Below are 13826 nucleotides of genomic sequence, written 5' to 3' on the forward strand. Positions count from 1 at the left end.
CCGCAGGTGCACGACGTCGCGATCGTCGGCTTCGGGCCCATCGGCCAGATGCTGGCCTTGCTGCTTGGCCGGGCGGGTCACGACGTCATCGCCCTGGAGCGCTGGCCCGACCCGTACCCCCTGCCGCGCGCCGCGCACTTCGACCACGAGATCGCCCGCATCTTCCAGGCCGGGGGAGTCGGGGAGGCGGTGCGCGCGGTCACCGACCCCGTCCCCGACCACTACGAGTGGCGCAACGCGGCCGGCGAGCCCCTGGTACGGATCGACTGGTCCGGTAACGGCCCCTCCGGCTGGCCCATCGCCAACTTCTTCAGCCAGCCCCAACTGGAGGCTGTCCTCGCCGAGGCCGCCGAGAACCAGGCCACGGTCACCCTGCGCCGCGGCTGCGAGGTCGTCGGTCTGCGACCCGGCCCGGAATCGGTCCGGTTGACCGCCGGTGGTGCTGACGGCGATGAGGTTCACGCCCGTTACGTCATCGGCGCCGACGGGTCCAACAGCTTCGTCCGCTCCACCATGGCAACCACCTCCGTCACCGACCTCGGCTTCTTCTACGACTGGCTGGTCGTCGACACGATTCCGCACGACCAGATCGAATGGTCGCCGAAGAACTGGCAGTTGTGCGACCCCGAGCGGCCGACCACGATCGTCTCCGGCGGTCCGGGACGACGCCGCTGGGAGTTCATGCGGCTGCCGCACGAGGACGCCGAGGAGCTGAAGACGCCGGAGGCCGCATGGCGTCTGCTGGAGCCCTGGGGACGCACCCCGCAGAACACCACCATCGAGCGGCACGCGCTCTACACCTTCCAGGCCCGCTGGGTGGACCGCTGGCGCGAAGGCAGGCTCCTCCTCGCCGGTGACGCCGCTCACCAGATGCCGCCGTTCGCCGGGCAGGGCATGTGCTCCGGACTGCGCGACGCCATCAACCTGTCCTGGAAACTCGATCTCGTCCTCGGCGGACGGGCCGACCCCGCGCTGCTGGACACCTACACCACCGAGCGCAGCGAGCACGTACAGCACGCCATCGGCATGTCGATGGCCCTGGGCCAGGTCATCTGTGTCCTCGACCCCGACGCCGCCGCCGCTCGCGACGCCCGCATGATCGCCGCCGGCGCCGACCCCCGCCACGCCCTGCCGCCCACCCCGCCCCCCGTTCTGGGCGACGGCGTCCTCCAGCGCGCCCCCGACGGCAGCCGCGCCCCGGACGTCGGTCAACTCACTCCACAGTACGAAGTCACCCACGAGGGCCGCACGGCGCTACTCGACGACCTCACCGGCGGCGGATTCACCATCCTGACGGACGGGGTGGGTCCGCTCGACGTTCTCGACTCCACCGACCGCGACTTCCTTGACGACATCGGAGCACACCTGGTGCCCCTCTACGCGGAGAGCGCCCCACCGGGGGCCTACCTCGACGCGCCCGGCGGCTACGTGTCCCACCTGCGGGAACACGCACACGTGGCCGCCGTCATCCGGCCTGACTTCTACCTGTTCGGCGCAGCCGCCGACGCGCACGGACTACGGGAGCTGGTGACCCAACTGCGCGAGCAGCTGCGGCACCCCGTCGTCACCGCCGAACGGGCCCCGGCACCCCAGCCGCTGACGACAGCCGGCGAGGGGTAGCCGGCCGCGTCCCTCGGCGCCGGTCGTACCCCGGCACCGAGGGACGCGAGGTCTGTGGACCGCGATGGAACCCACCGACCACGGCGCCCGGACTTCCGCACGGTCCGTCCGCCGTCGTGCTTCCGGCGGCGCGAGCCGGAAGCACCCGCCTGGCGTCCGGGCCTCGTCGCCGCTGCCACACGGCCCGGACGCCGCTTGGCGCCCCCCGTGAGAGCGCCCCCGTTCGACAACGCACCTGACGAAGATCCTGAAGGACGTTCATGGACAAGACATTCGCCTCCGCCGCCGAGGCCGTGGCCGATATCGCCGACGGCGCCTCCCTGGCCGTCGGCGGCTTCGGACTGTGCGGCATCCCGAGCACGCTCATCGCGGCCCTGCACGCACAGGGCGCCGGCGAGCTGAGGCTCGTATCCAACAACTGCGGTACCGACGAGCACGGGCTCGGTGTTCTCCTGGGGGCCGGCCGCATCGCGCGGGTCACCGGATCGTACGTCGGGGAGAACAAGGAGTTCGCCCGCCAGTACCTGAACGGTGAACTGGAAGTGGAACTCGTGCCCCAGGGCACGCTGGCCGAGCGGCTACGTGCCGGCGGGCACGGCATCCCCGCCTTCTACACCCCGGCCGGGGTGGGCACGCCGCTCGCCGATGGCGGTATCCCCTGGCGTCATCAGGCCGACGGCAGTATCGCCGTCGCCTCGCCGGCGAAGGAGACCCGGAGCTTCGGCGACCGGGACTTCGTCTTGGAAGAGGCCATCACCTGCGACTACGCCCTGGTGCGCGCGGCACGCGGGGACCACCACGGCAACCTTGTCTTCGACAAATCGGCCCGCAATTTCAACCCCCTCGCCGCCATGGCCGGTCGCATCACGGTCGCGGAAGTAGAGGAACTCGTGGAACCGGGAACCCTGGGCCCCGACGAGATCCACCTGCCCGGCGTCTTCGTCCAACGCGTCGTAGCGCTCACTCCCGAACAAGCGGGCGACAAGCACATCGAGAAGAGGACGGTGACGCTCTGATGGCCTGGACCCGCAACGAGATGGCCGCGAGGGCCGCGGCTGAACTAGGCGACGGCGACTACGTCAACCTGGGCATCGGCCTGCCCACCCTCGTCCCCGGGTTCGTGCCCGAGAGCGTGCACGTGGTCCTCCAGTCGGAGAACGGCATCCTGGGCACCGGCCCCTACCCGGTCGAGAACGCCGTGGACCCGGACCTGATCAACGCCGGCAAGGAGACCGTCACCGTCCTGCCCGGCGCGAGCTTCTTCGACTCCTCGCTGTCCTTCGGCATGATCCGCGGCGGCCACATCGACACCGCGATCCTCGGCGCCATGCAGGTCTCCGCCCGCGGCGACCTCGCCAACTGGATGATCCCCGGCAAGATGGTCAAGGGCATGGGCGGTGCGATGGACCTCGTCCACGGTGCCCGCCGCGTCATCGTCCTCATGGAGCACACCGCGAGGGACGGCAGCCCGAAGCTCGTCCCGGAGTGCACTCTTCCGCTGACCGGACGTTCGTGCGTCCACCGGGTCATCACCGATCTCGCTGTCCTCGACGTCACCGGCGGCGGATTCGTCCTGGTGGAGACAGCCCCCGGTGTCACGCCGCAACAGGCCATCGCCGCCACCGCGGCACCCGTACGTCTCCCGGAAGACGCCCTGATGCGGTGAACCCGCTTCCGCCGACCCCGTGAACCCGGACAGCCACCGGGACGGCGAAACCGCGCGGCGTCCCTGGGACCCGCCCCGGCCGCGACCTGTTTGAGGCTGCCCTGCCTAGCGGTCGGGGCGCGCCCGAGGGACGCCGTCACCGGCCGCCACGCCGGCCTCCCCACGTCACTGCGTCCGGCGGACAACCCGTACACAGTGGCGTTGCCAGCCCTGCCTCCGCACGCCCCCAGTCCGTCCGCCCGTACGCGTACAGGAGTACTTCGGTGACCCGACCCGCACCCGCCGCGCCCGGCCCCACCACCACGGCGCTCCTGCACGTCCGCGTCTTCGACGGCCACGAGCTCAGCGAGCCAAGGACCGTCGTCATCGAGGGGGCCGTCGTCTCATCCCACACCGACACCACGAACGCCCGGCTGATCGACTGCACTGGTATGACCCTGTTGCCCGGGCTCATCGACGCCCACGTACATCTGCACGGAGCGGACACACTGGCGGCCCTGGCCTCCCACGGCGTCACCACCGCCCTGGACATGGCCACCTGGCCGCCGTCACTGCTGACATCACTGCGCGAGGTACGTCAGCTGACCGATATCCGCAGCGCCAGTACACCGGCCATCGGAGAAGGCGGACCCCACGCCCGGATCCCCGGCATGAACGAGGACGCCGTGGTGCGCTCCCCGCGCCAGGCCGGTGAGTTCGTGGCGGCCCAGGTGTCGGCAGGGGCCGACTACATCAAGATCGTGGCAGAGGCGCCCGGTGAGGGCGGCCCCGACCAGGCAACGCTGAACGCGCTGGTGGACGCGGCACGCACGCACGGCAGGAAGACCGTCGCACACGCCGCGAGCGCCGGCGCCTATCGCATGGCCCTCGATGCGGGCGCAGACTTCGTCACCCACATTCCACTGGACCGTCCGCTGGACACCGCGGAGGCCGCCCGCATGGCGGCCCAGGGCCAGGTCTGCATTCCCACCCTTACCATGATGGAGGGCACGGCGGCGGCGAGAGGCGTAACCCCCGCCTATGGCAACGCCGTGCGGAGCGTGGCCGCGCTGCGCGACGCCGGCGTGCCGATCCTCGCCGGTACCGACGCCAACACACAGCCCGGGACACCCTTCCAGGTCGAGCACGGCGCGAGCATCCACCACGAACTCGAACTGCTCGTCGCGGCCGGACTCACGCCGGCGGAGGCACTGCGCTCCGCCACCGTCCTGCCCGCACGGCATTTCGGTCTGGACGGCCGGGGCTCGGTCGCCCCCGGATTCCGTGCCGACCTCGTCCTGGTCGACGGAAACCCTCTTTCCGACATCCGCGCCACCCGATCCCTGCGCCACATCTGGTGCGCCGGCACCGAACAGACCCCGGCTGTCTGACGGCCTGGTCCCCAGCCTCGCTCGACGGCGGTCAGGCCGAGAGTGGTGACACGACGTCGCCGGCGAGGCGCTCATAAGCGCGGCGCACCGCCGGCACCAGACGGGCCGCCGACTCCGGATCGGCGCGCTCGGTCCGGAGCCGCAGTATGTCCCCGCTGCGCCGGTCCTGCGGAACGTCGTCACCCCGAGCCGTGATCAGCGCATGGAAGTGCGGATGGTTCTCGCCGAAGACCATCAGATACGTCGCGGGCGCGCCGGTCGCCTCGGTCACCGCGGCGACCAGGTCGCGCGCGCGGCGGGCGAACGAGGCCAGCTCGGCCTCGTTGAGCCCGGTGATGCGTTCGGCATGCCGACGGACCCGCAGGACGAACCAGCCGGGTACGTCGTAGCCGGGCACCTGTTCCCCCGACCACAGGGGGTCACGGAATACGACGTTGGTGTCGTCGCTCTGTTCCAGGCCGCACATGAAGCAGTCGGCGTCGACGTGGCTGAAGGTGTTCACACATTCCCCTGGTACGTGGATGAGGGCGGACAGCGGGGTGACTGCTCACGGGTCACTGAGTGGCGGCGCGCCGAGGGGGTGCCGGTCTCGTCCCGGCACCCCTGGTCTGACGTGATGGGCCCGCTGCACGCTCAGACGGCTCCGGTGAGGACGAGCATCGGGTCGGGCATGTCGCTCTTCAGGGCCCATGAGCGGTGGACCAGGTTCTCGACGGTTTCTCCGGCGCGGCGAGCGGCGAGCATGGCCTCGGGATCGAAGGCCGGGCCGACGGCGTCGGCGCTGTATTCCGGACCCTTCATGTAGCCGGTGGCCTCGTCCGGGTCGGCGTAGTTGTCGATCTGCATCTCCACGAAGCTGCCGTCCGGGTCCTGGTAGTACATGGAGGTGGTGACGCCGTGGGCGATGCACACCGCCGGGGTGACGCCCTTGTCGCGCAGCATCTCGTAGCGGGTGAGGAGGTCGTCGAGGTGGTCGAAGGTGTAGGCGACGTGATGGGCGGCGGCCGTCGTCGGTGTCTTGCGCTCCAGGGCGACCGGCGGGGTGAGCAGGGCGACGCGGTGGTGCTCCTCGTCGTAGGTGATGAAGCACAGGCTGTCGTTCTGGAACACCACGTGTCCGTCGAGGACGGTGCAGTACCAGTCCCGCATGGCGGTGGGGTTGCTGGTCTGGAAGACGACGTGGGCGAACTTCGGGGTGGCGGTCATTCGGTCCTCCTCAATCGAATCTACGGGCGTAAGTCTTCGTGGACTTTCACCGGCCGAGCGGCAGGACGTCGACCCGGTAATGCGCCCGCGCTCTCGTTCTCCGACGGTTCAGGTGGTTTGTGGGTGCGGCCTACAGGGGATCCGGTCGCCGGGGGCGTCAGGTCTGCGCGATGAAGCGCTGGCGCAGTTCGCCGATGCCCTCGATGGTGCTGACCAGTTCGTCTCCGGGGGCTAGGAAGCGCTGAGGGTCCTGGCCCAGGCCGACGCCGGCCGGGGTTCCGGTGAAGACGAGGTCCCCGGGCAGCAGGGGGATCACCGAGGAGAGACGGGCGAGCAGCTCGGGCACGGAGAAGATCAGGTCGCTGGTGCGGCTCTTCTGGACCTCCTCGCCGTTCACCGTGCAGCGCAGCCCCAGGTCGTCGGGGTCGCCGAACGCGTCGGGCGTGACCACCCAGGGTCCGATGGGGGCGAACCCCGGAAAGGACTTGCCGAGGCTGAACTGCGGCGAGGGACCTTCGAGTTGCGTGATGCGCTCGGAGATGTCCTGGCCGACGGTCAGTCCGGCGACGTGCTCCCAGGCGGAGCCCGCGGAGACGCGGTGGGTGCGGGTACCGATGACGACGACGAGCTCGATCTCCCAGTCGGTGTGCCCGCCGGGTGGGAGCGTGACCTCGGTGACGGGGCCGGTGATGCTGGTGGCGAACTTGGTGAAGACCGGAGGCATGTTCTCGGGCAGGGCGAACCCGGACTCGGCCGCGTGGTCGCGGTAGTTCAGGCCGGCGGCGACGATCTGCCGCGGAGCGGGTACGGGGGCGCCCAGGAGGGCCGGATCCACGGGGCTGCCCTCGGGCAGGCGGGCCTGTGCCGCCCACTGGCGGAACTCCTCCCACCGCGGGTAGACGGCCTGCGGGTCCGCGGTGAAGCGCCCACCGCTGGCGTCCTCGACGTCGACGGCGAGGCCGTCGACAATGAGGACCAGGCGCTCGGAGAGGTTGGCGATGCGCACGAACTGCTCCTCTGTTCCTTGTGTGGATGGCCGCGGCCGACGGCTCGGACTCGACGAGGGTGATCTTCCCGTCGACGTCGAACAGCGCCGTGCCGTACGTGCCGGTCGATCCCGCCGCGCCATCGAACCGACTTTTGTCGCTGCGACGCTGGCCACACAGTAAGTCGCTATATGTGATAACAGCAAGAGCCGGGGGGAATCGGTTTCATCAGGTTGGGCGGGGTGGGACTCAGGAGTCCCCGTTGACAGTGTCCGCACCGCTCGCGTCGCTTCTGGCAGTTGCGCTTCGCGTCGGCACAAGCTGGCCGGTCCGCCCCCCGGCGACGTGAAGCCGGGGTGGGGCGGCGGCGCTGGGGTTCGCTTCGGGCGCCGGACCAGGCCCGGCGAACTCCGCTGAGGGCATCCATGAGCGCTTCGGCCACACGCGAGGCCAGCGGCCTGTGGCTGCCGTGTCTGGCCGCGCGCGCAGCGAAGAAACGGGGAAAGGAGAGGGGCGGAGGGCGCTGGACCGCGTCCGCGAGACGGCGCCGGATCACTGGCGGCCCGACGACACCGACGCAGATGTGCCGGGAGCCATGTGGCGGCGCACTAGGACGCCGTCGCGCCCACGGCAAGAGGCGGGCGTATGGGAGCCATCCGACGATGTGGGCTCCGCACCGTGGGTTCGCGGCGGGCCGACGGCGACTCGCGAGTGATCAGCGCGTCGCAGACCTACGCAACAGCGGGGCGATCCGGTAGCTGACCAACTGGCGCATGACGAGTGCCGTACTGGTCCGCTCCACACCGGGGATGCCGAGGATCTGGCCGGCCACGCGGTACAGATCCTCGGCGTCGGTCGCGACCACATGGACCAGTAGGTCGGTGTCACCGGTCATCCCGTGCGCCTGGAGAACCTCGGGGATCGCCGTGAGCGCGCGTCCGACCTCGTCGAGGCTCCGCTGCGCGACCTGGGTCGTCACGAACGCGGTGAGCGGATAGCCGAGGGCCGCGGGGTCGACGCGCCGCTCGAAGGAGTCCACGGCCCCCGTGCGGTCCAGTGAGGCCAGGCGCGCCTGGACGGTGTTGCGGCTCAACCCGCTCGCCTCGGCCAACGCCACCGTGGTGGCCCGGGGATGAGCGGCCAGTGCCAGGAGCAGACGCGCGTCGGTGGGGTCGATCCGGGCGGAGTTGGGCACGATGCGCACCTTCCGTGGCTGGGGGAACGGGTGATTGGGCATTCTGCGTAGATTCCTCGCGGGTTCTTGTGCGCTGTTCTGACCTGGTGGTTTCCTCGTCCGCAGCGATCCCGCCCTGGCCGCACGCCGCCGACCGTGAACCGGTGGCGAGCCGATCCGCCGTGCCGGGAGCACACCCGGCGCGCTTTCCACGCCGCCGCGCGATACGTCCCAAGCCACAGCCGGCCGCGCGTCCGCGCGCCGGGTGTGCCGATCGAGGAGACCATTTCGCCATGACCACCGCACCAGCAGCCCCCCGGCGGCCCACGGTCGACGACCTCGACGTGCTGCACGAGATCCAGGACCGTGTGCTGTGGCTGTCCAGCGCGCTCGTGCACCATGCCAACCGCGTACGCCCCAACCCTTCGGGACTCAAGGTCGGCGGGCACCAGGCGTCCTGCGCCTCGATGGTGTCCATCATGACGACCCTGTGGTTCCGTCATCTGCGCCCCGAGGACCGGGTCTCGGTCAAACCGCACGCCTCGCCGGTCCTGCACGCCATCAACCACCTGCTCGGCGAACTGGACGCCTCCTACCTGACCGGCCTGCGCGCCTTCGGCGGCCTCCAGAGCTACCCGAGCCGCTCCAAGGACCCCGACCCGGTCGACTACTCCACCGGATCGGTGGGCATCGGCGCCACCGCGACGATCTGGGGCGCTCTGGCACGCCGTTACGCTGATGAGGGCGCCGCCCAAAGCTTCACCGGCCGCCAGTACGCGTTGGTCGGCGACGCGGAGCTGGACGAGGGCGCGGTGTGGGAAGCTCTGATAGATCCTCAGGTCGCCGACCTCGGCGAGTTGGTCTGGATCGTCGACCTCAACCGGCAGTCCCTCGATCGCGTCGTGCCGAACATCGCCGCCGGCCGCCTGCACGGCATGTTCGCGGCGGCCGGCTGGCAGGTGCTGACCCTCAAGTACGGCACCTTGCTGGAGGAGTCGTTCACGAGGCCGGGCGGCGCCGCGCTGCGCGCCCGCATCGACGACATGACCAACCCCGAGTACCAGCGCCTGCTGCGCTGCACGGCCGACCAACTCCGCGAGCGGCTCCCGGGCACCGGCGCCGAAGCCCCGGCGATCAGCGATCTGCTCGCGGAGATCGACGACGCCACCCTCATGGAGGCGGTCCGCAACCTGGGCGGCCACGACCTGTCCGCCCTCGACACAGCGCTCTCCGAGGTGGACGACCAGCGTCCCACCGTCATCTTCGCGTACACCGTCAAGGGCCACGGCCTGCCCACGCAGGGGCACCCGCAGAACCACTCCTCGCTGCTGACGGACGATCAGATGCGTCAGCTGGCCCGCGAGGTGGGCGCCGACCTCGACAACCCGTGGGAGGGTTTCCCCGCCGACTCGGCGGCGGCCCGGTTGTGCGCCGAAACCGGCGCACGGCTGCGCCGCGACGCCGTCCCCGAGTCCGAACCTCCCGCGATCCCCACGGACATCGGCCGCACTCCGACCGGCATCGCGACCACCCAGGCGGCCCTCGGCCGGACGCTGCTCGACCTCACCCGCAGCGCGCCCGAGGCGGCCCGCCGGGTCGTCACGGTCAGCCCCGACGTCAGCTCCTCGACCAACCTGGGCGGCTGGGTCAACAAGGTCGGCGTCTGGTCGCCCGCCGAGCGCGTGGACTGGTTCGCCGACGACGCGGAGACCATCCTGCACTGGCGCGAGCGGCCGACCGGCCAGCACATCGAACTGGGCATCGCGGAGACCAACCTGGTCGGTCTCCTCGGCGAGCTGGGCGCCACCTGGAGCCGCTGGGGCAAGCCGCTGCTGCCCATCGGCGTCCTGTACGACCCCTTCGTCAACCGCGCCCTGGAACCCTGGTCCTACGGCATCTACGCCGGGGGCCAGTCGATCCTGGTCGGCACCCCCTCCGGCGTCACCCTGGCGCCCGAGGGCGGCGCCCACCAGTCCATCACCACACCGTCCCTCGGCATCGAGCAACCCGGCTGCACGACCTGGGAGCCGGCGTTCGCCCAGGACACCGAGTGGACGCTGCTGGCCGCCCTGTCCCGTCTCGGCCGGCCCGACGGCGGCTCCGCCTATCTGCGGCTCTCCACCCGTCCCGTCGATCAGACCCTCGCCCGGGTCCCCAGCGACCCGGCGGCCAGGGAGCGCCGCCGCCGCCAGGTCGTGGCGGGCGCCTATCCGCTGCGCCGCGTGGAGGGTGCCAAGGTCACCATCGCCGCGATGGGCGCCATGGTGACCGAGGCCCTGGCCGCCGCGGAACGCCTCCAGAGCCTCGGCATCCCGGCCGACGTCGTGTGCGTCACCAGCCCGGGGCTGCTCTACCGGGCCCTCGACGCCCGCGCCGGCAACGGCGAGGCGCCCGACTGGATCCTGGACCAGGCGTTCCCGGCGGAACGGGCCACGCCCATGGTCACCGTCCTGGACGGTCACCCGCATACGCTGGCCTTCCTCTCCACTCTCCACCGGGTGCCGGTCCGCAGGCTGGGGGTCACCCGCTTCGGCCAATCCGGCTCCCTGGACGACGTGTACCGCTACCACGGCATCGACACCGACAGCATCGTCGGCGCCGCTCTGGATCTGACCCAGTGACCGGTTGACGAACAGCCTTGCAGGGCCGACGACTTGGCGTCGGCCCTGCAAGGCGTTCGGCGGGTCAGGCGGCGGGCGGGGTGTATTGCACGCCGCCGACCCACACGCTCCGGATCGCGCGGGTCGCGGTGATGTCGGTGAGCGGGTCGCCGTCGATCAGGACGAGGTCGGCGCGGTTCCCGATCCGAATGGCTCCGCGGTCCGCAAGGCCGAACGACTGGGCGGGCAGACTCGTGGTGGCCCGAAGCGCCTCCCGGTTGGTGAGTCCCGCGTGGATCAGCAGTTCCAGCTCGTGGTGCAGGCTGGTGCCGAACGGGGGCTGCACTGGGATTCCCGGAGTGAGGTTCGAGTCCGTCCCCGCCAGAATCCGCGCCCCCGCCCGGCGCAGCGCGGCGACGCTGCCCTCTGCGGCCGCGTAGTCCAGGCCAGGTATCCCGAGCTTGCCGAAGCCCTCCATCATGGTCAGGGTGGGGACGGCGACGGTCTTGGTCGAGACGTACCGTGCGGCCACCGAAGGCGACAACGCACTGTCCATCGGCACGTGGTGGATCATGTCGACGTTCGCGTCCAGCGCTCGCACCACCGCGACCGTGGTGGTCGCGTGGGCCATGACGAGCTTGCCGGCGGAGTGCGCGGCAGCCGCCACGGCCTTGATGGTTTCCGGCGAGAGCCCCGGTTCATCGATGATGATCTTGATGTAGTCGGAACCCTCGGTGATCCGCGAGCGGACGAACTGTGTGGCCTGTTGGGGGCCGGTCAGTACCGCGTCCGCCGGGAAGGTCGGAATCTGGCTCTGTGGGCTCCCGGGTGCCACTGCCGGCGTTCCCGCACTGCGGATGTCGGTGAGGCCGGGCAGTTTGCGCAGCGAGTCGACGAGCGAGGGCGGGAAGGAGGCCATGTCCAGACCGGTGGTCACTCCGGAACCGGCCAGTGCGTGCAGGGTGTTGACGTCCCGTAGGTGGATGTGCGCGTCGGTCAGCCCGGGGAGGAGGACCGCGCCCGCGCAGTCGATCCGGCGCGCGCCGAGAGAGCTGATGCCGATCCGTCCGTTTTCGATGACCACGGTGCGGGGGGAGGTCACCTGGTCGCCGTCGAAGATCCGGACGTTCGTCAGCGCGACCTTGTCGAGCAGGACGGAGCGTTCCTGTGCGGAGGCGGGCGCGGCCATCGCCGTCACGCCCGCGGCGGCGATGCCGGCCGCCGCGGCCGTTTTGATGAAGTCACGCCGGTTCGTGTGATTGATGCACATCGTTGTGTCTTTCTGCCGGGTGGGTGCGGAAAGGTGCAGCGTGCATGCCCCGTACTCCGTGGAGTACCGAAGTGGGTCCCGTCGGCGCCGTGTTGCCGGGCGCGACCGCTGCGGTGGCGCCCTGTTCGCGCGGTGGGTGGAGAGTCCGGAAGCGACGCTGTGGGGTGTACAGGGCCGCGCCGACCGTAGCCGCTATATGTGATAACAACAACCCTTCAGGCTCATGTCGTGACTCGCTAGAGCTAGGTCTCGCACAGGCATTGACACGCGCCCGTGATGGGCTTCAGCATCACATCCAGTTCCTCCGGCGTGACCGTGGCAAGGACGGGATTCCTGCCCCGCTCGTGCTCGTTCCGCAGTATGTCCGTGACGCCCGGCGACGCGTCCCGGCGAGGCAATGCCCCGTGTGCTGTCGGCCAGCCCGGGCGCTCCCTCTTGAGCAGACATCCCTCGCGGCACCTCGTGCCTGCTGCGGAACCCGTGATCACGAACGCTCTGAGCACGAACCTGTCCGGCGCGGCTCGCCGCCCGCAGGCGTCACGCGATCACTCGCGGCCCTCTGTCACGCCTTCATCGGCATCCCGCGGCCACCCCCCATTCGCGCAGTCATTTCTGAGGAGCACAGACATGAACTCCACCCCCGACGCCCGCGCGACCGGGGCCCGCCCCGGCCCCGCGGTGGCCCTCGGGCTCGTCATCCTGTGTATCGAGGGGTACGACCTCTTCATTCTTGGTGCGGTCGGCCCCTCGCTGCTGTCCCACCCAGACTGGGACGTCACCAAGTCGACTCTGGGACTGCTGGGCAGCCTCACCGCGCTCGGCATGCCGCTCGGCTCCATCGCCGCCGGCTGGGCCGGTGACCTCTATGGCCGCCGTCTCCCCATGACGGTCAGCTTGGCCTGGCTCTCCTTGACCATGCTCCTGAGCGCCACGGCCGGCAGCCTCGCCCTGTTCGGCGCGACCCGCTTCCTCACCGGCATGGGCATCGGCGCCCTCATCCCCTTGGTCACTGCGTACGTCAGTGAGGCGGCCAACCCCGCTCGGCACTCCCTCCACGTGGGCACCGCCACCACGGGACTGGCCATAGGCGGCATCATCACCGGCGTCGTCGGCCGCATCCTGCTGCCGGAGTGGGACTTCCGCATCCTCTTCCTCTTCGGTGTCATCCCCCTGCTGCTGATCCCCGTGGTGTGGCGTCTGGTGCCCGCCGTGATCCGGGACCACCATGCCGCTGCCGGGCCCGCCACGGCTGGGGCCGCCGAGCCGGAGGAGTCCCGCAACCGGCTCCGCCAGCTGCTCGGCCCCACCTACCGCCGCTCGACCCTGCTGTTCTGGGCGGCGACGTTCTGCGGACTCGTCATCGTCTACGGCGCCAGCACGTGGCTGCCCACGCTGATGGTCGACAACGGATACGACCTCAGCTCGTCGCTGGAGTTCTCCATCGCCTTCAACGTCGGCGCCGTCGTAGGAACCCTGGGGGCCGCCCTGGTCGCCGACCACGGCCTGCTGAAGATTTCCACGATCGTCAGCTTCTGTCTCGCCGCCGTCGCCATGATCGCTCTGAGCACGCCGCAGCCCCGCCCCGTGCTTCTGGCAGCCTCCGCCGTCGCCGGCTTCGGCGCCCTAGGAACCCAGGCGCTCGTCAACATCTACGTCGCACACGCCCACCCCGCGCGGCTGCGCGGCACCGCGCTGGGCTTCAGCCTCGGCGTCGGCCGAGTCGGTGCCATCGTCGGCCCCAGCTACCTCGCCGCCGTCACCGTGCTCATCGCCTCGTCCAAGGCCGGCTTCTATGCCTTTGTCGTCCCAGCGATCCTCGGAGCGCTCCTGATCGGTCTGCTGCGCTCCGGCCAGCCTGCGCACGTCACGCTGTCGACCGGGGCCTCCGCGGAGACGGAGTCGCCCGTCCCCTAGGTACGGGCGAAGCTTCCCGG

The 13826-nt window shown here is 70.5% G+C and carries 11 protein-coding genes; 6 read left to right on the top strand and 5 right to left on the bottom strand.

Annotated features, from left to right (window positions below):
* Nucleotides 1-6: 6 nt before the first annotated feature.
* The 4 genes from mhpA to ACWGIH_RS21550 all read left to right on the top strand — a co-directional run bounded on the left by mhpA (nt 7) and on the right by ACWGIH_RS21550 (nt 4656).
* Nucleotides 7-1620, top strand: a complete 1614-nt coding sequence (gene mhpA, locus ACWGIH_RS21535; protein WP_453691687.1) for a bifunctional 3-(3-hydroxy-phenyl)propionate/3-hydroxycinnamic acid hydroxylase MhpA — start codon at nt 7-9, stop codon at nt 1618-1620.
* Between the two features lie 260 nt (nt 1621-1880).
* Nucleotides 1881-2636, top strand: a complete 756-nt coding sequence (locus ACWGIH_RS21540; protein ID WP_453451055.1) for a CoA transferase subunit A — start codon at nt 1881-1883, stop codon at nt 2634-2636.
* A complete protein-coding gene (locus ACWGIH_RS21545; RefSeq protein ID WP_453451054.1) occupies nt 2636-3286 on the top strand; it encodes a CoA transferase subunit B in 651 nt (216 codons plus the stop codon). Before ACWGIH_RS21540 ends, ACWGIH_RS21545 begins: the two co-directional genes overlap by 1 nt.
* A gap of 263 nt (nt 3287-3549) precedes the next feature.
* The gene (locus tag ACWGIH_RS21550) at nt 3550-4656 is read left to right on the top strand and encodes an amidohydrolase family protein (RefSeq protein ID WP_453451053.1); all 1107 of its coding nucleotides are present in this window, start codon (nt 3550-3552) and stop codon (nt 4654-4656) included.
* A 31-nt stretch (nt 4657-4687) separates the two neighbouring features.
* Here ACWGIH_RS21550 and ACWGIH_RS21555 read toward each other — a convergent pair whose 3' ends face one another.
* From ACWGIH_RS21555 to ACWGIH_RS21570, 4 genes are all read right to left on the bottom strand, one after another.
* Complete coding sequence (locus ACWGIH_RS21555; protein WP_453451052.1) at nt 4688-5158, bottom strand: hypothetical protein; 471 nt, start codon at nt 5156-5158, stop codon at nt 4688-4690.
* Nucleotides 5159-5289: 131 nt separating this feature from the next.
* Complete coding sequence (locus ACWGIH_RS21560) at nt 5290-5862, bottom strand: VOC family protein (RefSeq protein ID WP_453451051.1); 573 nt, start codon at nt 5860-5862, stop codon at nt 5290-5292.
* 157 nt (nt 5863-6019) lie between these two features.
* The gene (locus tag ACWGIH_RS21565) at nt 6020-6868 is read right to left on the bottom strand and encodes a fumarylacetoacetate hydrolase family protein (protein WP_453451050.1); all 849 of its coding nucleotides are present in this window, start codon (nt 6866-6868) and stop codon (nt 6020-6022) included.
* A 695-nt stretch (nt 6869-7563) separates the two neighbouring features.
* A complete protein-coding gene (locus tag ACWGIH_RS21570) occupies nt 7564-8043 on the bottom strand; it encodes an Lrp/AsnC family transcriptional regulator (protein WP_453451049.1) in 480 nt (159 codons plus the stop codon).
* A 272-nt stretch (nt 8044-8315) separates the two neighbouring features.
* Here ACWGIH_RS21570 and ACWGIH_RS21575 point away from each other — a divergent pair, with 272 nt between their 5' ends.
* Nucleotides 8316-10643: a transketolase-like TK C-terminal-containing protein gene (locus tag ACWGIH_RS21575; RefSeq protein ID WP_453451047.1), complete on the top strand. Its 2328-nt coding sequence runs from the start codon at nt 8316-8318 to the stop codon at nt 10641-10643.
* Between the two features lie 64 nt (nt 10644-10707).
* Here ACWGIH_RS21575 and ACWGIH_RS21580 read toward each other — a convergent pair whose 3' ends face one another.
* Nucleotides 10708-11892 (bottom strand): amidohydrolase family protein, encoded by a 1185-nt coding sequence (locus ACWGIH_RS21580; protein ID WP_453451046.1) that lies wholly within the window; start codon nt 11890-11892, stop codon nt 10708-10710.
* 627 nt (nt 11893-12519) lie between these two features.
* On the opposite strand from ACWGIH_RS21580, the gene ACWGIH_RS21585 reads away from it, so the two are divergent.
* Complete coding sequence (locus tag ACWGIH_RS21585; RefSeq protein ID WP_453451044.1) at nt 12520-13806, top strand: MFS transporter; 1287 nt, start codon at nt 12520-12522, stop codon at nt 13804-13806.
* Nucleotides 13807-13826: the final 20 nt, after the last annotated feature.

The sequence above is a fragment of the Streptomyces sp. NPDC054872 genome, assembly GCF_053610705.1.